This is a genomic window from Chitinophagaceae bacterium (assembly GCA_016717285.1).
Classification (GTDB): domain Bacteria; phylum Bacteroidota; class Bacteroidia; order Chitinophagales; family UBA10324; genus JACCZZ01.
Genome location: JADKFU010000004.1, coordinates 275,522 through 295,013, shown reverse-complemented (window position 1 = coordinate 295,013; position 19,492 = coordinate 275,522). Strand labels below are relative to the sequence as shown.

The window sequence follows — 19,492 nt, the reverse complement described above, 5'->3', positions numbered from 1 at the left end:
CCTTCCTTTCAGAAAACACTTAGGCTTTCAGCAACACCTTGATTTTTTGAAACAATGCGATACGTTCGGGCAGGCCATTTTCACCTCCGTTAACTTTGCGCGTGATCGCTTCATTGGGCAGGCAGGTATAATCATACCATTTCTTCACCTTATCATATCTCCTGATGGTAACCTTTTGATCCGGCGGAAGGCAAAGATGGTTCAGGTCTTTAGCAACCCAATAAATCATTGCTGATAACGCCGCCCATTTTGGATTACTGAGCAACAGTGGTGTTTTTACCACACCATCATCTTTAAATAATGCCTTTTCTGCAGGAGTTAAAAAATCCAGTTTTAAAAGTGCTTCATTGGCTAAATGATGATTAGTGCGTCCAGTTGTTTGTAAAGCACCATGTCCCTTAAACTTAACACCATCACCTTTATAAACATTACCAAGATCTTTTCGTCCTTCATACTTTTCGCCGGTTGCATATTCTTCAAATGCGTTAAACTGATCCGATTCATGGCCAACCTGCGAGAAGAAATAAGCCACCTCTAACGGCGAGTCTATGCCAAAGTAATCCGCAAAATTGTTATAAGCATCCACAAACCCATTGAGGTTGGCCATCTTTTTTTCCTTGCCGGTTTTGGGATTTACTTTAGGAAAGATGTTAAAAACATCTGTGGGCTTCAGTTGAATTTTTGCCGGGTACGTGGTAGGCATGGGTTTGCGGTTTTAGTGGTGTATTCAAATGTAACAGTTTTCGAATGTGGTGAGATGTTTACATCAAAATATTAATGCATCTACTGTGCAATCAATCACCGATTCAACAGGTGTGCCGGAGACTACCGCATACTTTCCTCACCACATGCTGAAGAAAATGCCCGGATAAAACATGCATAAGTCGTGTTTTATTCGCAGGCATTGTGGCTAATTGAAAATGAATGCTGTCTAGTTCTTGTTTTATCTTAATTATTGAGTGCTGCGATTGTAAAAAGCAAAACCCCTTCAGAATTTAAATTCCAAAGGGGTGTTTTTTTGAAAAGATAACAGTGGAAATTATTTCTCTTCTTCCTTTTTTGAAGAAAACATACCGGACAATTTCTCTTTTACATCAGCAATTACATCTTCAGCCTTATCCCGAAACTCACCGGCCACCGCATTCATCTTAGTCTTCATGCCTTCCGTAAGTGTTCCTCCATTTACCAGGTTATCAATCTGATCTTTGAAGCTGTCCGGTAATCGGTCTTTGACATAAGCCGAAACCGCTTCAATAGATTTCTTTGCCTGTTCTTCAGTGATCCCGGCTGCGGTGGTCACTTTTTTAATAAGATCTTCCATGGGTTTAGTTTTTTTAGCACGTTAAAATTACGGGTTAGAACACGGATAACACAGCGTCAGCAGATTTAAATGGATTTTAATTTGATTGAGGTGTGAGTAATTGTTGAATTTGAAAATGTATTGACGGGCTAAAGATTTCTATTCGACAATAAATCATTTCTCACCCTATGAGTTTTATATCTGGGTGATCTGTGTTCTATTGCAGCTTAAAAATGTATCCGTCTCCTTTCATACGGAGCATAGCGGTTGAAAAAAACATTAAAGCCGAGCCCTGCAACAATCCTGATCTCATCAAGGTGGAAGCTTTCTGGCGATTCAGGGTAGTAGGTTCCGTGTACATAACCCACAGAAGTATAAAAATGCAGGTTGTTGAAGAGGTAATAACTAAGTCCGCCATTCATAGCAATCACCGGTTCAACGCCTGTTTCAACCGGAATAGCCGTATTCCCGGAAGAGAGACCGGGAAAAGCCAAGCCGGGTTGAACGGAAATGTAAGTGTCCCAACGCTTATAGGGAAAGTGATAGGCAGCTCCCATTAATAGGCTGCTGTTTTTCTGTAACTGTCCTTCAAAATTATAATCAGGCATAAACAGAAAGGCGTCAATCTTCACTGAAATTCTTCGCTCCATAAAATATTCAACACTGCCATTGATGTAAATATCCTGAATGGGATGACTTACGAAGATACCACCTGCCACACCGGCCCCGCAGGAAAACATGTCTCTTTGAAGAAATGATTTTTTGTTCCGCTGTGCAAAAAGGCACGATGGAACAAGCAACACCAAAAGCAAAATCACCACTGTATTCTTTTCCATAGATCGAGCATTTTAAAATTCATGCTGATGGTAAGCATGAACTGTCCGTCAACTCCGCTTCCATTTGCTACATAAACTGATTGATCACCTGAGCTTACCGTTTCAATCTTGGGACCGAAGTGCCACATATAAGCTGTACTAATCGTAATATCCGATCTCCAGGTAACATTCAGGTGCATCCCTAATCCTGCATGAGCTGCAAAATTCCAACGGCTGGCAGCATTAGTTGCATCAGTTGTTTGATGAATCTTCTCATAATCAGCGTCCGGACCGGCAAAGAAAAATGGTTGCACCCGTTGAAGTTTACGCTGGGTACACAACATGAAGGAAGCGCCGATGTGAGCATTGCTTTTTATCGCGCTGTCGCCATATCGTCCCTTTAGAAATTCGCCATAATATTCTGTGTTATAATGTGGCGCCAACTGAACCCTGCTGCTTAATCCGAGTCCTTGTGAAATATTCAGACCATCCGGACTACCTGCAAAGCCAAATGGAATTCTCGCTCCCAAAGAAAAGATGCCGCCTGTGGTATATTTTATCTTCATCGGCCGTTGTGCAGCAACAAAATATGGAAGCAGCAACAAGAGGAAAAGTAATTTCCACTCTTTAAGGAATTTATTAGCTATATGTTTTTGTGGTTTCAAGTTCATTACAACATTTCGAAAACTACCAAAAAGAAATGGATTCTAATAAATACGGCTATCTGAGAAAGTGCTGACTCCATATCGTATTGTAAAGTTCTTTCCGTATAAAATTACGTTTCCGGTTATTTCAAAATTCAAAAATTAAATAACTGATTAATTGATCGCGCAGTTAACAGGGTTTTGAATAGCAACTTTTCATTTTGAAATGGATTTTAACTTACTTTGAGCAGAATCAATCAGCATTTTCTTCATTACAGAATTACATCAGGTATGGTTAAGTTCGGAAATACAATTTTTCATTACCGCAATTTTTTATTTCCGCTGTTTTATGCCATGCTTTTTATTCCATCACCACCGGTTTTTTCCAGTTATGTTACTGCAGTTATCACCGGATTGATCATCACTGTTACCGGTGAAGGCATTCGCGGTTTGACGATCGGTCTCGTTTATATTATTCGTGCCGGAAGAGAACGAAGAATTTATGCAGAGGGATTATTTACTTCGGGATTGTATGCTCATTGCCGAAATCCTTTGTACATCGGGAATATCATGATCCTGCTTGGATTGGGTGTTGTTGCCAACTCACTCCTTTTCCTGTTGATCTTTGTGCCGTTATTTATTTTTCTGTACCAGTCCATCGTGATTGCAGAAGAAGACTTTCTACAGCAAAAATTCGGTGTGGCTTACAGCGAATACAAAAGCCATTCTAACCGATGGTTTCCGAAAACAGATGGATTGATGACAACCATGCGCGAGATGGATTTTAATTGGAAGCGTGTTTTTATAGAAGAATACAATTCAACTTATATCTGGATGACCGGTGCCGTGCTGTTGATTATGAAAAGCTATTATCAGCAGGAAGGAAAAGATAACTTCAGCCAAAACCTGCCTTTCTTTATAGCAGCATTATTGTTTTTGCTATTGCTTTATTTTCTTATCCGCTACCTTAAGAAATCAGGCATTTGGAAAGGGGATTAATATTTCAGTCTCCTCTGCGTAAATTGTTGCATTGCTAAACTGTTTAATTGCTGCTACACCTTCATGGAAACCCCCAAAAATTAAACAATTTGACAATTAAGCAATGTTAAAGTATTTCATGCAAAGGAAAGACACACGTATAAGCACTGTGTGCGCAAAGAAAAATCCTACTTCATTCCTTCGCGGGCTTTGCGCCTTTGCGGGAACATACCAGGATGGCCGCTTTGCCGTACACACTTCATTTCCAAAATTGCAAGAGTATGCTTTGCACCACTTATCTTTGCGCGTTTAAAATAAATCCTGCTGATGAAGAATCACTTATCATTTTATTTCTTTTCTGCTTTACTTGTATTTATGTGTGCCTGTAATAATCCTTCCGGCAAATCAGTAAATAACGCTTCAGATACAATCGCTGCTCCAAAATTTGATTCCACCAAAGCACTTTTATTTCCCGGTGAAAAGCATTTGAAAAATGTACAACAACTCACCTTCGGTGGCGACAATGCTGAGGCTTACTGGAGCTACGACAGTAAAAAAATCACTTTTCAACGCACAGATCATCAACAGGTAATGTGTGATCAGATCTATTTTGGCACAGTGCCTTCCGATAGTTCTAAAAAGTTTGATTTCAAATTGCTGAGCACCGGAAAAGGTAGAACCACCTGCAGTTATTTTCTTCCCGGCGATTCATTAATTCTTTATGCATCAACGCATCTTACACAAGACACCTGTCCACCTGTTCCGGATCGTGAAAAAATCAAGAAGTACGTTTGGCCATTGTATAAATCTTTTGAGATTTATACGGCTCGGTTGGATGGCAGCATTAAAAAACAATTGACCGCCAATAAATTTTATGACGCCGAAGCTACCATTTCTCCAAAGGGAGATCGTATGATCTTTACTTCCACCCGTGATGGCGATCTTGATTTATATACCATGAATCTGGATGGCAGCAACGTGAAACGTATCACCAAAGAATTGGGCTATGATGGTGGTGCATGGTTTTCTCCGGATGGAACAAAAATTGTCTGGCGGGCTTCACGACCAAAAACGCCGGAGGAAATCATGGAATACAAGGATTTACTGAAACAGGATTTGGTAGCGCCCACTCATATGGAAGTTTACATCGCCGATGCAGATGGAAGCAACATGCATCAGGTCACCAACATGCCTGGCGCAAATTGGGCGCCTGTATTCACGCCCGATGGCCAACGGATTTTGTTTGCTTCCAATTATGAATACGAACGTGGTTTTCCATTTAATTTATATCTCATCAATCTTGATGGAACCGGTCTGGAAAAAATTACGCGGTCAAATATGTTTGATGCATTCGCGATGTTTTCGCCGGATGGAAAGAAACTGGTTTTCTGTTCAAACCGCAACAATGGCGGCACGCACGACACGAATGTTTTTGTTGCCGATTGGGTGGAATAGCAGGAAGCAAATGATCAAGGTTTGGAAAAGATTTGCGAACAGCCTGACTTCTATTGATTATCTTGAATCTTTTCCAAACCTATGACAGACTTCTTTACTAACGAAGGCACGATTGATAAAAATTTATTCTTCAATAAATCAATTCCCTTTAAACTCGGGTTTCCTTTTTTCCATAAAAGCATGCATGCCTTCTTTCTGATCGTTGGATGCAAAGCAGAGATAGAAATTTTTTCGTTCAAGCAGTAATCCTTCCTCCAGGGTCGTATTGAATGCCTGCAACACGGCATCTTTGGCAAGTTGCGTGGCAATGGGAGAATTTTCGGCCACTTGTTTGGCAAGCTTAATTGCTTCCTGAAGATATATTTCAACAGGCACCACCCTGTTGATCAGTCCTGTTTTAAGTGCTTCTTCCGCATTAATTAAACGTCCGGTGAGAACAAGTTCCATGGCAAGTGCTTTTCCCACGGCGCGTGTTAATCGTTGTGTGCCGCCGGCACCTGGAATTACGCCGAGTTTAATTTCCGGCTGTCCGATTTTTGCAGTTTCGCTGGCAACAATCAGATCACAATGCATCATCAGTTCGCAGCCGCCGCCCAAAGCGAATCCGGATACAGCAGCAATCATTGGCTTCCTGGTTTTCTTTACCTGGTCCCACGTGCGGAACTGATCTGCCTTCAACATTTCCATTGCAGATGCTTCTGACATTTCTTTGATGTCGGCACCGGCAGCAAACGCCTTTTCATTGCCGGTAATAATAATCGCCCGCACATTTTCATCTGTGTCCAGTTGTTGCAAAGCTTCCATTAATTCAGTCATCAATTGCCTGTTGAGGGCATTCAGTTCTTTCGGCCGGTTCAGCGTGATCAAAGCAATATGCTGCTCCACTTGCGGATTTACAATGATAAATTCAAAGCTCATTTTAGTATTTGGATTTTATATGGTGAGCAAAGCGATGCCTGCACCGAGCAGAATGGCAAAGATTTTTTTTCTTCCGAATAAATGTTGTCCTGATTCTGATTCAAAAAGAATAGTGGTGGAAACATGCAGAAATGAGCCAACAGCCATGGCAACGATGATGGAAAAAATAGGCGCATCAACTGCACTGAATTGATTGGAAAGCAATACGGCTGCCGGTGCGACCAGCGAAAACAGCACGACAAAAACCAATACATTCCACTTCTTATAGTTTGAAAAAAGAAGTACTGATGCCAGCGCAAAACCCTCCGGAATTTTATGCACGGATATTCCATAAAGCAATGAATGATGCCCATCGTCCAGCATTTGATGATTGGAAAGCGGGATGCCATCGAGAAATGAATGAATGGTTAATCCCAGCAGCAATGCGAAAATGTAAGAGTTGTTTTCAATATGCTCATGAAAGTGACCGTGCTCAATTCCATGGGTTAGCTGTTCAAGAAATATCTGTATAAAAAAACCTGCAAGTACATAAACGCCTGCATGCTCGTTGTTCGCAAACACTACCGGAAACAGGTGAATCAGTGTAATACTGAACAGGAATGCGCCGCTGAAGCTGAGCACCAGTTTATAATGTTCCCTGCTTTTTGTTTTGAGCAGCAGTGCGGCAAAACCTCCAATCAGCGGTGCTGCAATTAAGATGATAAAATCGAGGGCGTTCATTTATGCAAGTGGCTGCGGATTATTTTTTTTTAAAATGGTTTTACAAATTCTTCCGGTTATGGTTCCGGTCACTATTCCCAGCGCAGCACCACATATAATATCGACCGGATAATGAAGGCCGACATAGATTTGAGCAAAGGAAACTAGTGCCGCCCAAAAAATGGCAACAGGCGCAATCCATTTAAACCGGTGACTCAACAGAACGATTAAAAAGCAGGCAATGCCAAAATGATTGGCTGCATGTGATGAAACAAAACTAAAGCCGCTGCCGCAATTCACCAGCAGGTGAACCTGCGATGATATCAATGGATCATTGCAAGGACGCAACCTTTGAATCCAGGGTTTGATGACAGTGCTGCTTAACTGATCGGTAATAAGAATAGTGATTGCGGCCATTACCATGGGAATCCACGACAACTTTCTGAACCTCCAAACAAAATAAATAACCAGTAAAATATATAGAGGAATCCAGAAGTTTTTATCACGCACATACGGCATGATATAATCAAATAACGGATTTCTTAATTGTCCGTTAATAAAGAAGAAAAATTGCTGATCAAGGTGAAGGAGTGAATCCAATAGTTAATTTTTAACCGGTGTTGCGTATCAGACCTTCTCGCCAATGATGATCATCCTGTTTGAATTGGGCTCATCAAATGGATTCAAATGATAATCGCCGAATACGGCAGTGATCTTCAATTGATTTTTTTCAAAAAGCCTTTCAAAATCAGCCAGCCGAAGTGATTGCACCTTTTCTACAAATTCGAAATCCCTGCCCATGTCCTGAAAATAGATGCGCTTCAGCACTGCGTTTTCCACGAACTTTTTTTCAACCAAAAACATAATTCCGTCACGGGTAACGTATTCATGAGGAATCAGCTCGTTTGATATTTTAGCAGCATTAAAAAAATCAATCACGAGCTTGCCCCCTTTCTTCATTGCAAGGCTCATGGAATGAATTGCTTTCATGTTTTCCTGCTCTGTTTCAAAATAACCGAAACTGGTGAAGAGGTTAAAAACAACATCAAAATAATTGATATAAAAAACGGTGCGCATGTCATGCAGAAAAAACGAAAGGTTCTGGCTTTCGAAATGGAGTGCGTGACCAATGTTTTTCCAGGAGAGATCAATGCCGGTAACTTCAAGACCTTTGGCAGCAAGATATACTGCATGCCTTCCCTTTCCACAAGCAACATCAAGCGCGAATGTTTTTGCGGAAAGTTGTAAATGAATAAGCAGATTGTCTATAAATTGTTCTGCCTCCTGCTCGTCCCTGTGTTGGTAAAGAATGTGATAATAGGGAGAGTCGAACCAGGTTTCAAACCACTCTTTTTGCTTCATAGTGTTTTTTTACTGATGGAGTAAAGGTAATTGAAATGACTTTATTGCTTCATGGAAATGCGAGAATAATTGCCCGAATGAAAACCCGAATGTGACAAAGCAACCTTGCCGTTTTGAAGTCGACGCCAAGCCGTTCACCGGATCGAAAGTGTAAAAAGCTGACTGCTATCTGCGTAAAAACTCCTTGAGATTTTGGTTATTTTTGCGCCTTTCCTTTAATACTTTCGCAAGTCGCAAGCTTTGACACTCATTAAATCCATTTCAGGTATCAGGGGCACCATTGGCGGTAATGCAGGTGATAATCTTACGCCTGAAGACATTGTGAAGTTTACTGCGGCATTTGGTGCCTGGCTGCAAAAAGGATCAAAAAGTAATAAAGTGGTGATCGGTCGTGATGCGCGTACTTCAGGTGAAATGGTATCCGCTTTTGTTACTTCCACTTTAAAAGCGATGGGCATAAATGTGATTGACCTTGGATTGTCAACCACTCCAACTGTTGAAATAGCGGTGGTGGAGGAAAAGGCAGCCGGCGGCATTATCATCACGGCCAGTCACAATCCTGTTGAATGGAATGCATTGAAGCTGCTGAATAGTAAAGGAGAGTTTATTTCTGATGCGGATGGAAAAGAATTGCTTTTGTTAGCAGCGAATTCGAATTATCAATTTGCAACGGTTGACAAGCTGGGCAGTTATAAAAACGATGATAGTTACATTGACAAGCACATAAAAAAGATTCTTGCGCTCAAGCAGGTGAATGTAAAAACCATCCGCTCAAAAAAATATAAAATTGTGGTGGATGCTGTCAACAGCAGCGGCGGTATTGCCATTCCAAAATTGTTAAAGGCACTTGGCGTAAAGGAAGTGGTACTGCTCAATTGCGAACCAACAGGCAGGTTTGCCCATAACCCGGAACCATTGCCTGAAAATCTGAAAGCACTGGCCTCCAAGGTAAAGAGCAGCAAAGCCGATCTTGGAATTGCCGTAGATCCTGATGTGGATCGTTTGGCCCTGGTTTGTGAAGACGGTAGCATGTTTGGTGAAGAATATACTTTGGTCGCTGTTGCTGATTATGTATTGAATAGCAAAACAGGAAATACTGTTTCCAACCTTTCTTCCACACGAGCATTGCGCGATGTAACCGAAATGGCTGGCGGAAAATATTCCGCGGCTTCAGTAGGTGAAGTAAATGTGGTGAAGAAAATGAAAGAGGTGCAGGCCGTAATCGGAGGAGAAGGAAATGGTGGCGTTATTTACCCGGCATTACATTATGGACGAGATGCATTGGTAGGTATCGCTTTGTTTCTTTCACACCTCGCTGCTTCAGGTAAAAAATGTTCTGCACTCAGAGCTTCCTATCCCAATTATGTAATTTCCAAGAATAAAATCCAACTAACAAAGGAAGTTAACATCGACCTGGTTTTTGATGCGTTGCAAAAAAAATATGCGCAGGAACAATTGAATACTGATGATGGTCTTAAAATAGAATTTGATAACAAAAGCTGGGTGCATTTGCGCCGTTCAAATACTGAACCCATCATCAGGATTTACGCTGAAGCAAAACAACTGAAGGAAGCCGATGCGCTTGCAAATAAAGTGATCAAAGACATTAAATCAATAAACCACATAACCTGATAACTTAGTAATTCAATAACAGCCACCATTTCTATGAGAATTTACTTCGACAATGCTGCCACTACTCAGATGGACCGTGAAGTGATTGATGCAATGATACCATTTATGGAATCGCATTTCGGAAATCCTTCTGCCATTCATTTTTTCGGACGTGAAACACGCGCTGCAATTGAAAGAGCGCGCAAGACGGTAGCGAAATGCCTTCATGCAACACCTTCAGAAATCTTTTTTACTTCCGGAGGAACGGAATCAAATAACATGGCCATACGCTGTGGTGTACAGGCTTATCAAATTAAGCACATCATCACTTCTCCTATTGAACACCATTGTGTGATGCACACTACGGAAGCGTTGGAAAAAAAAGGACTGGTCAATTTGCATTATGTAAAAGTGGATGAAAAAGGACGTTTTGACCTTGTGCATCTTGAACAGTTGCTTGCCGAAATCGGTGAGAGATGTCTCGTAACACTCATGCATGCCAACAACGAGATCGGAACCATGATGGACATTAACGAAGTGGGAACAATTTGTAAAAAATACAATGCCTTATTTCATTGTGATACAGTACAGACTGTTGCTCATTTTCCTTTTGACCTGGAAAAGACACCCGTGGATTTTATTTCAGGTGCCGCTCATAAATTTCACGGTCCAAAAGGAACAGGATTTTTATACATACATCATTCGATAAAAATTCCACCACTGATTTTTGGCGGGGCACAGGAAAGAAATATGCGTGCCGGAACAGAAAATGTTTATGGCATTGTAGGCCTTGCAAAAGCACTGGAAACCGGTTATGAGCACTTTGAAGAAACCCGGGAACAGATTACGGAAGTGCGCAGCTATATGAAGGAATCTTTGAAGAGCAATTTACCGGATGTGGTTTTTAATGGTGATGTGGATGGAAATTGTTTGTATACGGTATTGAACGTGTCTTTTCCCATGAATAATAAATCACAATTGCTGTTGTTCAACCTGGATATGGCTGGTATCTGTGCTTCGAGTGGAAGTGCATGCAGTTCAGGCAGTAACGAAAATTCGCATGTGCTTGAAGCCATTCATGCTGATTCGAATAGAGTCGCTATCCGTTTTTCGTTTTCTAAAAACAATACGAAGGACGAAGTGGACTTCGTGATCGCAAAGCTGAAAGAACTAGTGGGCGAGCCGGTTACTGTTTAATTGAAACAGAAAACTGTTCAGAGATTATTCAGGAATTGAAGGGTATCAACATGATCTGCATACTCCCATAACTCCGGCCATTGCGTTTTTCCCAAGGGAATAAATTTCTCTCCTGCAATACATTGAATCTCTTCTTGTTTTCCTGCAAGTTTTTCCCGCAGAGAGTCCTCGTTTTTATATCGTTCATAATGCAACATCGCAACAGGTGATACAATGCGTTCATCTTCCCGCAACATTAAAAAGTCGTTGTTGAAGTGCGGTTCTTTATTCATCATAAGCAAAGTCAGATTGTAATCGAAGTTGTTTTTGTATTTGTTGTGTTCAATCACTTTGCGGAACGGCTCTATTGCTTCAAAGAAAAAGTCAAAAGTATATTGCTCCGGCACCATCAGTTTTGAAACATTTCTGCATCCAAGACCGAAGTAAGAAAAAATATCATTCCCTAAAAGTTGCAATGCTTCTTTTGATTCATTGCCTGTAAGCACCGCCACCGATCCGCGGTTTTTGCGTATGATGTGCGGAAATTTTGAAAAGTAATAATGGAAGTACCGCGAGGAATTGTTGGAGCCCGTGGCAATCGCCGCTTCCATGCCATTGAGTAATTCAGCGATGGTGATTTGTGAACGCCATTGTTCATCCGTTTCAAATAATTTTTCGAGGAGCCAAGGCAAAAGGATGTTGTCTTTTGAAGATAGTTTAATAAGTGCTTTGTTACCGGAAAGCAATACACAAAGTAAATCATGGAAACCAACGAGCGGAATATTTCCCGCCATAATTAATCCCACTGTTTTTTGTGGATGCGGTTCTTTCAGGGAATATTTTGAAAGCCATGCCTCCAGTTTTTCACCCGGCAAAAACTGATCGCGGATATTTTCCATCATTCGAAAAGTGTTGTCGCGTGTAAACCATTTGTTGTGCAGAAAAGCGGTTTCGGCAATGTCTTTTACTTCCTGTGCTCCTGTGTTCAATGCTTTTGCAAGCTGACTGATGGACGTAATTCTTTTTTCTAAGTTCATACGATGTATTTTCATTGTTCAGCAACAGTTTTGATAGTACTTTGCTGCAACAACAATTAACGGTTGAAATATTTTAAACGGTGAACCTGCTTGAAAAGCTGGTTTCTTTTATAATTTTGACGACGCAAAACTAAGAACTATGGCTATTCGAATTACTGAAGAATGCATTAACTGCGGCGCCTGTGAACCGGAATGTCCGAATAATGCGATTTATGAAGGCGGTGCTGAATGGGCAGTTGCTGATGGAACCTCTGTTAAAGGGAGTGTTACTTTGCTTGATGGCACAGCGGTAGATGCTGATCAGCGTTTTCCTCCTATTTCCGACGACATTTATTACATTGTTCCAAACAAGTGTACAGAATGTGAAGGATTTCATGAGGAACCGCAATGCGCTGCCGTTTGCCCGGTAGATTGCTGCGTACCTGATCCGGAACATGTGGAAACGAAAGAACAATTGCTGGAAAAGAAAGCCAAGATGCACGTCTGAACCACGAACACATAAACGAAAGCCCTTTCAGAAATCCTGATAGGGCTTTTTATTTGGAACTCTTTCTACCGTGAATAATTTACACTTTCTTAATTGATTGATAGAGATTCATTGGCTTTAACGACAATTTCCGATTCATACTAAATTACCGGAAAGCAACATTCGATGTTTTTATGGCATGCTTAGCGCGTTTGCGAGTCACTCTTTTTCTAAGAATCTGTTTTGAAATCAATTAATTTTTTTACAATGCTCTTTGGTTCGGCTTTGCCAGAAGCGCACCCTGAGCGCAGCCGAAGGGTAAGCGATGTAACAATTATATTGATTAATCATAGGAACTTCTAAGGGTTTAACAATAGTTTAGTCTTTAAAAGTAAAGAAACCATTGTGGTCTGTCTTTAAATGCTGTTAAGTGTTAAAATACTTTTAGAAATTCTTTGCGTGATTGTCATTCACCTTATTAGTATCCGGTTCAGTCGGGTCTCCAACTTCCATCTTATCTTCACGGGATAATATGTCCAACGAACCAACTCCTCTCCACCAACCATATGCTTCGTTACAAGTCAGAGATTTCCGGCTATACCTATTGGCGCGCATGTTTATTACTATGGCACTCCAGATGCAGGCTGTAATTGTCGGCTGGCAGGTTTATTCCTACACTAAAGATCCACTTTCACTGGGCTTAATCGGATTGACGGAGGCATTACCTTATATTATTTCCTCCTTATTAGGCGGTCATGTTGCGGATATTATAGCACGCAGAAAACTAATCATCATTTTTTCGCTATTGCTGATTTTGTGCTCCGGAAGTTTGTTTTTTTTCACGTTGCCTTTCAGCCATTTGCTCGAAAAGTACCACACCTTCCCCATTTATGTAATCATTTTCCTGATAGGAATAGCCAGGGGTTTTCTGGCACCTGCCATCACTGCTTTTTTTGCGCAGATCGTTCCAAGGAATTTATTTGCCAATGGTGTTACCTGGATTTCAAATACGTGGCAATTTGCTGCTATCTCCGGTCCGGCTATTGGAGGTCTGGTCTATGGTTTCGCAGGGATCAGTTGGGCGTATGGCATGCTTTGTTTTTTCCTGGTTTTGAATGCGTCCTTATTTTTACAGATTCCTTCAAGACCTTTGCCTGTTAGTGATAAAAAGGAACCATTAATGGCGGGGTTGACAGCAGGAATCAGGTTTGTTTTTAAAAATCCTGTCGTGCTAAGTACGCTATCGCTTGATCTTTTTGCTGTTCTATTTGGCGGAGCAGTGGCCATGTTACCGGTTTTTGCTGCGGACGTTCTTTTAGTGGGTCCGGAAGGATTGGGCATCATGCGGGCAGCTCCGTTTGTTGGCTCTGTGATTACCGGACTTTTCATGGCCCACCGCCCATCTATGAGTAAAGCCGGCAGGAATCTGTTACTGGCTATTGCAGGATTTGGAATCGCCACCATCTGCTTTGCGCTTTCCTCAAACTTTTATCTCTCCCTGTTGCTGCTGTTTCTTACCGGTGCTTTTGACAGTGTCAGCGTCATTATTCGCGGAACCATTCTGCAACTGATGACGCCGGATCACATGAGAGGCAGGGTTTCAGCCGTAAACAATGTATTTGTGGGTTCTTCCAATGAGATTGGCGCCTTTGAATCAGGAGTAGCCGCTAAACTGATGGGACTTGTCCCTTCCGTCATTTTTGGCGGATCAATGACCATTCTGATTGTATTTCTTACGGCATACATTTCACCGTCGATCCGAAAACTTAATATGCGGAAACTTCAGGAGCAGGTGAATTAGGAATTAGGAATTAGGAATTAGGAATTAAAGGCTAGGCGATAAGATGAAGCAATTAGGCCTTTATCGGATTATAGCAGCATTAGGCATGTTGCGAATTTAGGCATTAGGCATTGGCATTGACTACGAATTAGGAATATTAATTTGTGGCTTATAAGGTAGGATTTTCCACAAGATTAAAGACAGGCTCAGAACCAAGGACTCTGGACTTCCCATTGAAGAGCTAACCAACCCAAACATTTCAAAACACCTAAACCATATAAACATTTCAAACCACCCAAACCCTTCAAACCTTCAAACCTTTCAAACTTCATTCTTCCGTTTGCAGAAAAGGAAACTTGTGCTATCTTTGCCGTCCATTTTTAAATTTATCAACATGTCGAAAGTTTGTGAAGTAACCGGGAAGAAGTCGATGAGCGGCCATAAAGTGTCGCATTCCAACATCAAATCGAACCGCCGTTTTATGCCGAACCTGCAGAAAAAGCGATTCTTTATCCCTGAAGAAAACCGTTGGATAGAACTCAAAATTTCTACCGGAGCCATTCGTACGATTAACAAGAAGGGGATTTCGGCTGTGTTGCGGGAAATGAAGGAAAGAGGCGTTACCGTTTAAATGTGCTGGCAAAGCCCTTAAAGGGTTATCAGCAGGAACCAATTATTTTCAAAGATTCAAGCGTAATTAGAAACAATGGCAAAGAAAGAAAGCAGGGTGCAGGTGATTCTGGAATGCACAGAGCATAAAACCACTGGCATGCCGGGTACTTCCAGATACATCACAACTAAGAACAAGAAGAACACTCCCAACCGGATCGAATTGAAAAAATACAATCCGACGCTGAAAAAATATACCATTCATAAAGAAATTAAATAAGCACAATTATGGCAAAAGATGCAGGTAAAGTATCCAAGAACGCGAAGGTTGTAAAAGATGCGGCACAGTCGGCTGCTTCCAAAGCGTTTGTTCGTGTGATCGTTTCTGAGCGCTCCGATAAATCCGGCGCTTATGTTTTTAAAGAGAAAATGATACACAAGGACAAGGTGAAGGAATTTCTGGCTAACGGTCAATAATCCTTCCCATCAGGAAATCCGAAAGCTTCTCTCATTTGGGAGGAGCTTTTTTTGTTTGAACCCGTATCGCGACATACATGTCGCGTGATTAAACAACTACTGCGACAATCATGTCGTTAACAAAAAATAACTCCTATGGCCCTATTCAAATTCTTTAGCAAAGAAAAAAAGGAAGACCTCGACAAAGGGTTGGAAAAAACCAAGGAGAATTTTTTCACCAAAATTGCCAAGGCGGTAGCTGGAAAAGCAACAGTTGACGATGAGGCGCTTGATGATGTGGAAGAAGCACTGGTGGCTTCTGATGTTGGCGTTGAAACAACAGTGAAAATTATTAAGCGGTTGGAAGAACGCGTGGCACGTGACAAATATTTAAACACTTCCGATCTCAACCGGATTCTGAAAGAAGAGATGGTACAGCTTCTATCGGAAGCTACGGGTGCCCCGGCAAACGATTTTGAAATTCCCTCCAATATTCACCCTTATGTAATTATGGTAGTGGGCGTGAATGGTGTTGGAAAAACGACTACAATCGGAAAGCTCGCGCATCAATTCAAGCAGCAAGGGAAGAGTGTCTTGTTGGGTGCTGCCGATACTTTCCGCGCTGCAGCTGTTGACCAGCTTACCATCTGGAGCGAAAGAGCGGGTGTACCTATTGTAAAGCAACCTACCGGCGCCGACCCTGCTGCCGTTGCTTTCGATACATTGCAATCAGGTGTAAGCCGCAATTCGGATGTGATTATTATTGATACAGCAGGAAGGCTTCACAACAAGGTGAACCTGATGAATGAGTTGGGCAAAATTAAAAGAGTGATGCAGAAAGTGATGCCTGATGCACCACATGAAGTGCTGCTGGTGCTGGATGCATCAACCGGACAAAATGCGATTGAACAGGCGAAACAATTTACAGCGGTAACTGAAGTTACTGCCATTGCACTCACAAAATTAGATGGAACAGCCAAAGGCGGCGTAGTAATTGGCATTGCCGATCAGTTCAAAATTCCGGTTAAATATATTGGAGTAGGAGAAAAAATAAATCAACTCCAGGTTTTCAATCGCAATGAGTTTGTGGAGTCTTTGTTTGAGGGGAAATAGGTAAAAGTCATTGGTCATTGGTCATTGGTCATTGAGTCATTACAGTTGCTGATCATTAACTGAAAAAAAATGCGCACGAAATCAATTCATAAGCCCACCATCAACGTAATCACACTTGGCTGTTCAAAGAACATGGTGGACAGTGAAGTGATGATGGGACAATTGCGGGCGAACGCTTTTGATGTGACACATGAAAAGGAAAATGCTGACAGTGATATTGTGATCATCAATACTTGCGGATTTATTGATCGGGCAAAAGAGGAATCAGTGAATACCATTCTTGAATATGCGAATGTTAAAAATGAAGGCGGCATTCAAAAATTATATGTTACCGGTTGTTTAAGCGAACGCTATAAGAACGAATTGGAAGTGGAAATTCCGGAGGTGGATGCTTACTTCGGCACCATGGAATTGCCTGCATTGCTGCATAAGCTAGGAGCGGATTATAAACATGAATTAATTGGTGAGCGGCTGATGATCAATCCGCAACATTATGCGTATTTGAAAATTTCTGAGGGCTGCAACCGCACCTGTTCCTTTTGCGCTATTCCATTGATGCGCGGTCAGCATGTTTCCAAACCGATGGAAGACATTGTTGCGGAAGCAAAAGGTTTGGTGAGAAACGGTGTGAAGGAAATTATTCTGATTGCCCAGGAACTCACTTACTATGGATTGGATATTTACAAAGAACGCAGACTGGCTGAACTACTGCATGTTTTAGCGGATGTTCAGGGTTTGGAATGGATTCGTTTGCATTATGCTTATCCCAGCAAATTTCCGATCGAAATGCTGGATGTGATTCGTGAACGCGATAATATCTGTAACTATTTAGACATTCCATTGCAGCACATCAGCGATCCGGTACTCAGCAGAATGCGCAGACAGATTTCAAAACCGGAAATTTATGAATTGATTGCAACGATTCGTGAAAAGGTGCCGGGCATTGCACTGCGGACGACTATGTTGATGGGCTTTCCGGGCGAAACGGAAAAGGATGTAGCGGAACTGATTGAATTTATTGAAAAAATAAAATTTGAACGGGTGGGCGTATTCACCTATTCGCATGAAGAAGGAACTTCCGGATACGAATTAACAGATGATGTTCCGGAAGAAGAAAAGCAATTGCGTGCTGCCCGTATCATGGAAGTTCAGGAAGGAATTTCTTTTCAACTCAACCAGCAAAAAGTCGGTAAGAAATTTAAGGTTTTAATTGATCGGAAAGAAGGAAATTATTTTATAGGAAGAACTGAATTTGACTCTCCTGAAGTAGATAATGAAGTGTTGATTGATGCTGCTAAACATTATCTGCGTGTTGGTGATTTTGCCAATATTGAAATCACACATGCCGAAGAATTTGATTTGTACGGAGAACCGGTTTGATTTGTGTAGAAACGCAATGCTTTGCGTCTCCTCCTATCATGGTATTTGCCACCTAAATACTAATGGCACTGAAAAATATTTATTAGTAAAAGCCGCGATGCAGCGCGTCTCTACCGGAGAATTACACCATCCGCAACAAATACCAATTGACGGCTCGGCTTGTTGATAGCCTTAATTTCTGCTTTTGATTTTCCGGCATCTTCCGCATAATGGCGTTGCTCATCTACCGAAACTGTTTCCACCATGGCGATGCCTTCCATTACCGCCGTTTTTCCAGCACTGTTTTTTGGAACAAAAAATCCATAGTCTTTGAATTTTACACGCATGGTAGTTCCATCACTTTTATCGATAGTCATCCAGCAGCCTTTCGCCTGGCAGCATTCTACCACCTTGCCGGTGACTTTGGTTTTCAGTGTGTCTTTATTTTCCAACTCTTTTTCAAGACTGGCCATTGATATGGCACCTTTATCATCAATTTTTTTTCCGAAATACGCAGCTTCCTGGGCATACAAACGGCCTGTCAATGCAATGCTTAACAACATGGTGAAAACGAATCGGAAAGTTGTCATGATAGATGGAATTTTTGCCAAAAATACAGTAATCCACAATCAATGCAAATGACTTTGAAACAACAGTACATTGCGTATGATAATAATCATTGAAACGTATACTTTCAAAATAGAAAGAATTGAGTTACATGACTTATTTTTGCGCTAAATCTAAAAAAACTATGAATCTGAGAAATCTAACGTTATTCATTGCCTTGTCGATGGTGATGACTTCCTGTGTAAGCACAAAAAAATTTAACAGCCAGGTGGCAAAGTATGATTCCTTAAAAACGGATTATGCGAAAGTGGAAGACCAATTAAAAACCTGTCTCACCCAAAAGGAAATTAATGATAAGAAATTGAGTGACCTTGAAAAGGAAAATGCTTTCTATAAAGAAAATTACACGACTGCGGTCAATCAATTACAAAACCTCTCCGTGATTTCTGCAACACAGGCCGAAAGCATCAAGAAATCGTTGGATAACCTGAACCTGAAAGATGCCTATATTAAAGACCTGCAGGTTTCGATGGCGAAAAAAGACTCCTTGAACATGGCGTTGGTCATGAATCTGAAAGGCGCATTGCAGGATGTGAATGATCAGGATGTTGAAATTAAGGTGGAAGGAAGCGCGGTTTTCATATCTATCTCCGACAAGATGCTGTTTAAAAGTGGTAGCTATGAAGTAACCCCTGCTGCTAAAGCAGTGTTAGGCAAAGTTGCCGCGGTGGTAAACGCACAACCTGACATACAGTTTATGGTGGAAGGTCACACTGACAACAAAGCCATCAAAACCAGTTTTATAAAAGACAATTGGGATCTGAGCGTATTGCGTGCAACTGCTGTAACACGCATTCTGCAAAAGGATTATGCTGTTGATCCGAAGCGTATGATTGCTGCCGGAAGAAGTGAATATATTTCAGTTGCCGGGAATGACACTGACGCAGGACGTGCTGCAAATCGCCGCACCCGCATTGTCATTCTGCCACAGTTGGATCAGTTTTTTAAGTTGCTGGAGACCCAGAAATAATAACTGACGTGAGATTTTTTTGCCTCAAAAGGCAGCGACCGATTCGCTGCCTTTTGTTTTTTAACTTAATAGCAGGACACTATTTATAAGGCGATCCAAAGCAGCAGCCTTTGCAAA

The 19,492-nt window shown here is 41.4% G+C and carries 23 protein-coding genes; 12 read left to right on the top strand and 11 right to left on the bottom strand.

The window, feature by feature from the left end:
• Positions 1-19: 19 nt before the first annotated feature.
• The 4 genes from IPO83_06580 to IPO83_06565 form a co-directional block, all read right to left on the bottom strand.
• Positions 20-703 carry a hypothetical protein gene (locus IPO83_06580; GenBank protein ID MBK9730935.1) on the bottom strand — a complete coding sequence of 228 codons (684 nt, stop codon included), beginning with the start codon at positions 701-703 and terminating at the stop codon, positions 20-22.
• A gap of 336 nt (positions 704-1,039) precedes the next feature.
• Entirely contained in the window at positions 1,040-1,321 is a 282-nt protein-coding gene (locus tag IPO83_06575) for a hypothetical protein (protein MBK9730934.1), read from the bottom strand.
• Between the two features lie 206 nt (positions 1,322-1,527).
• Positions 1,528-2,136 (bottom strand): hypothetical protein, encoded by a 609-nt coding sequence (locus IPO83_06570; GenBank protein MBK9730933.1) that lies wholly within the window; start codon positions 2,134-2,136, stop codon positions 1,528-1,530.
• The gene (locus IPO83_06565; protein ID MBK9730932.1) at positions 2,115-2,780 is read right to left on the bottom strand and encodes an acyloxyacyl hydrolase; all 666 of its coding nucleotides are present in this window, start codon (positions 2,778-2,780) and stop codon (positions 2,115-2,117) included. The genes IPO83_06570 and IPO83_06565 overlap by 22 nt, the downstream gene beginning before the upstream one ends.
• 270 nt (positions 2,781-3,050) lie before the next feature.
• Between IPO83_06565 and IPO83_06560 the strand changes: the two genes are divergently transcribed.
• Together IPO83_06560 and IPO83_06555 are read left to right on the top strand one after the other, a co-directional pair.
• Positions 3,051-3,758, top strand: a complete 708-nt coding sequence (locus tag IPO83_06560; protein ID MBK9730931.1) for an isoprenylcysteine carboxylmethyltransferase family protein — start codon at positions 3,051-3,053, stop codon at positions 3,756-3,758.
• 354 nt (positions 3,759-4,112) lie between these two features.
• Positions 4,113-5,192: a PD40 domain-containing protein gene (locus tag IPO83_06555; GenBank protein ID MBK9730930.1), complete on the top strand. Its 1,080-nt coding sequence runs from the start codon at positions 4,113-4,115 to the stop codon at positions 5,190-5,192.
• A gap of 138 nt (positions 5,193-5,330) precedes the next feature.
• Here IPO83_06555 and IPO83_06550 read toward each other — a convergent pair whose 3' ends face one another.
• The 4 genes from IPO83_06550 to IPO83_06535 all read right to left on the bottom strand — a co-directional run bounded on the left by IPO83_06550 (position 5,331) and on the right by IPO83_06535 (position 8,171).
• On the bottom strand, positions 5,331-6,110 hold the full coding sequence (locus IPO83_06550; protein ID MBK9730929.1) for an enoyl-CoA hydratase/isomerase family protein: 780 nt from the start codon (positions 6,108-6,110) through the stop codon (positions 5,331-5,333).
• A 15-nt stretch (positions 6,111-6,125) separates the two neighbouring features.
• Positions 6,126-6,830: a ZIP family metal transporter gene (locus IPO83_06545; GenBank protein ID MBK9730928.1), complete on the bottom strand. Its 705-nt coding sequence runs from the start codon at positions 6,828-6,830 to the stop codon at positions 6,126-6,128.
• Positions 6,831-7,328 carry a phosphatase PAP2 family protein gene (locus IPO83_06540; GenBank protein ID MBK9730927.1) on the bottom strand — a complete coding sequence of 166 codons (498 nt, stop codon included), beginning with the start codon at positions 7,326-7,328 and terminating at the stop codon, positions 6,831-6,833. It abuts the gene before it with no gap.
• A 108-nt stretch (positions 7,329-7,436) separates the two neighbouring features.
• A complete protein-coding gene (locus IPO83_06535) occupies positions 7,437-8,171 on the bottom strand; it encodes a class I SAM-dependent methyltransferase (GenBank protein MBK9730926.1) in 735 nt (244 codons plus the stop codon).
• Between the two features lie 240 nt (positions 8,172-8,411).
• Between IPO83_06535 and glmM the strand changes: the two genes are divergently transcribed.
• Together glmM and IPO83_06525 are read left to right on the top strand one after the other, a co-directional pair.
• Entirely contained in the window at positions 8,412-9,803 is a 1,392-nt protein-coding gene (gene glmM / locus IPO83_06530; GenBank protein ID MBK9730925.1) for a phosphoglucosamine mutase, read from the top strand.
• Positions 9,804-9,836: 33 nt separating this feature from the next.
• Positions 9,837-10,979 carry a cysteine desulfurase gene (locus IPO83_06525; protein MBK9730924.1) on the top strand — a complete coding sequence of 381 codons (1,143 nt, stop codon included), beginning with the start codon at positions 9,837-9,839 and terminating at the stop codon, positions 10,977-10,979.
• A gap of 17 nt (positions 10,980-10,996) precedes the next feature.
• Here IPO83_06525 and IPO83_06520 read toward each other — a convergent pair whose 3' ends face one another.
• Complete coding sequence (locus IPO83_06520) at positions 10,997-12,004, bottom strand: acyl-CoA reductase (protein ID MBK9730923.1); 1,008 nt, start codon at positions 12,002-12,004, stop codon at positions 10,997-10,999.
• Between the two features lie 130 nt (positions 12,005-12,134).
• Here IPO83_06520 and IPO83_06515 point away from each other — a divergent pair, with 130 nt between their 5' ends.
• The gene (locus IPO83_06515; GenBank protein MBK9730922.1) at positions 12,135-12,482 is read left to right on the top strand and encodes a 4Fe-4S dicluster domain-containing protein; all 348 of its coding nucleotides are present in this window, start codon (positions 12,135-12,137) and stop codon (positions 12,480-12,482) included.
• A gap of 423 nt (positions 12,483-12,905) precedes the next feature.
• On the opposite strand, the gene IPO83_06510 is transcribed toward IPO83_06515, so the two are convergent.
• Entirely contained in the window at positions 12,906-13,076 is a 171-nt protein-coding gene (locus IPO83_06510) for a hypothetical protein (GenBank protein ID MBK9730921.1), read from the bottom strand.
• Between IPO83_06510 and IPO83_06505 the strand changes: the two genes are divergently transcribed.
• The 6 genes from IPO83_06505 to rimO all read left to right on the top strand — a co-directional run bounded on the left by IPO83_06505 (position 12,994) and on the right by rimO (position 17,799).
• Positions 12,994-14,262 (top strand): MFS transporter, encoded by a 1,269-nt coding sequence (locus tag IPO83_06505; GenBank protein MBK9730920.1) that lies wholly within the window; start codon positions 12,994-12,996, stop codon positions 14,260-14,262. The genes IPO83_06510 and IPO83_06505 overlap by 83 nt on opposite strands.
• A gap of 373 nt (positions 14,263-14,635) precedes the next feature.
• On the top strand, positions 14,636-14,872 hold the full coding sequence (rpmB, locus tag IPO83_06500) for a 50S ribosomal protein L28 (GenBank protein ID MBK9730919.1): 237 nt from the start codon (positions 14,636-14,638) through the stop codon (positions 14,870-14,872).
• Positions 14,873-14,947: 75 nt separating this feature from the next.
• Positions 14,948-15,130, top strand: a complete 183-nt coding sequence (gene rpmG / locus IPO83_06495) for a 50S ribosomal protein L33 (protein ID MBK9730918.1) — start codon at positions 14,948-14,950, stop codon at positions 15,128-15,130.
• A gap of 8 nt (positions 15,131-15,138) precedes the next feature.
• Positions 15,139-15,327 carry a DUF4295 family protein gene (locus tag IPO83_06490; protein ID MBK9730917.1) on the top strand — a complete coding sequence of 63 codons (189 nt, stop codon included), beginning with the start codon at positions 15,139-15,141 and terminating at the stop codon, positions 15,325-15,327.
• A gap of 135 nt (positions 15,328-15,462) precedes the next feature.
• Positions 15,463-16,419 carry a signal recognition particle-docking protein FtsY gene (ftsY, locus tag IPO83_06485; protein ID MBK9730916.1) on the top strand — a complete coding sequence of 319 codons (957 nt, stop codon included), beginning with the start codon at positions 15,463-15,465 and terminating at the stop codon, positions 16,417-16,419.
• Positions 16,420-16,488: 69 nt separating this feature from the next.
• On the top strand, positions 16,489-17,799 hold the full coding sequence (gene rimO, locus IPO83_06480; GenBank protein MBK9730915.1) for a 30S ribosomal protein S12 methylthiotransferase RimO: 1,311 nt from the start codon (positions 16,489-16,491) through the stop codon (positions 17,797-17,799).
• A 110-nt stretch (positions 17,800-17,909) separates the two neighbouring features.
• Here the strand turns inward: rimO and IPO83_06475 are convergent, their stop codons facing one another.
• A complete protein-coding gene (locus IPO83_06475; protein MBK9730914.1) occupies positions 17,910-18,368 on the bottom strand; it encodes a DUF4920 domain-containing protein in 459 nt (152 codons plus the stop codon).
• Positions 18,369-18,529: 161 nt separating this feature from the next.
• Here IPO83_06475 and IPO83_06470 point away from each other — a divergent pair, with 161 nt between their 5' ends.
• A complete protein-coding gene (locus IPO83_06470; protein MBK9730913.1) occupies positions 18,530-19,375 on the top strand; it encodes an OmpA family protein in 846 nt (281 codons plus the stop codon).
• Positions 19,376-19,492: the final 117 nt, after the last annotated feature.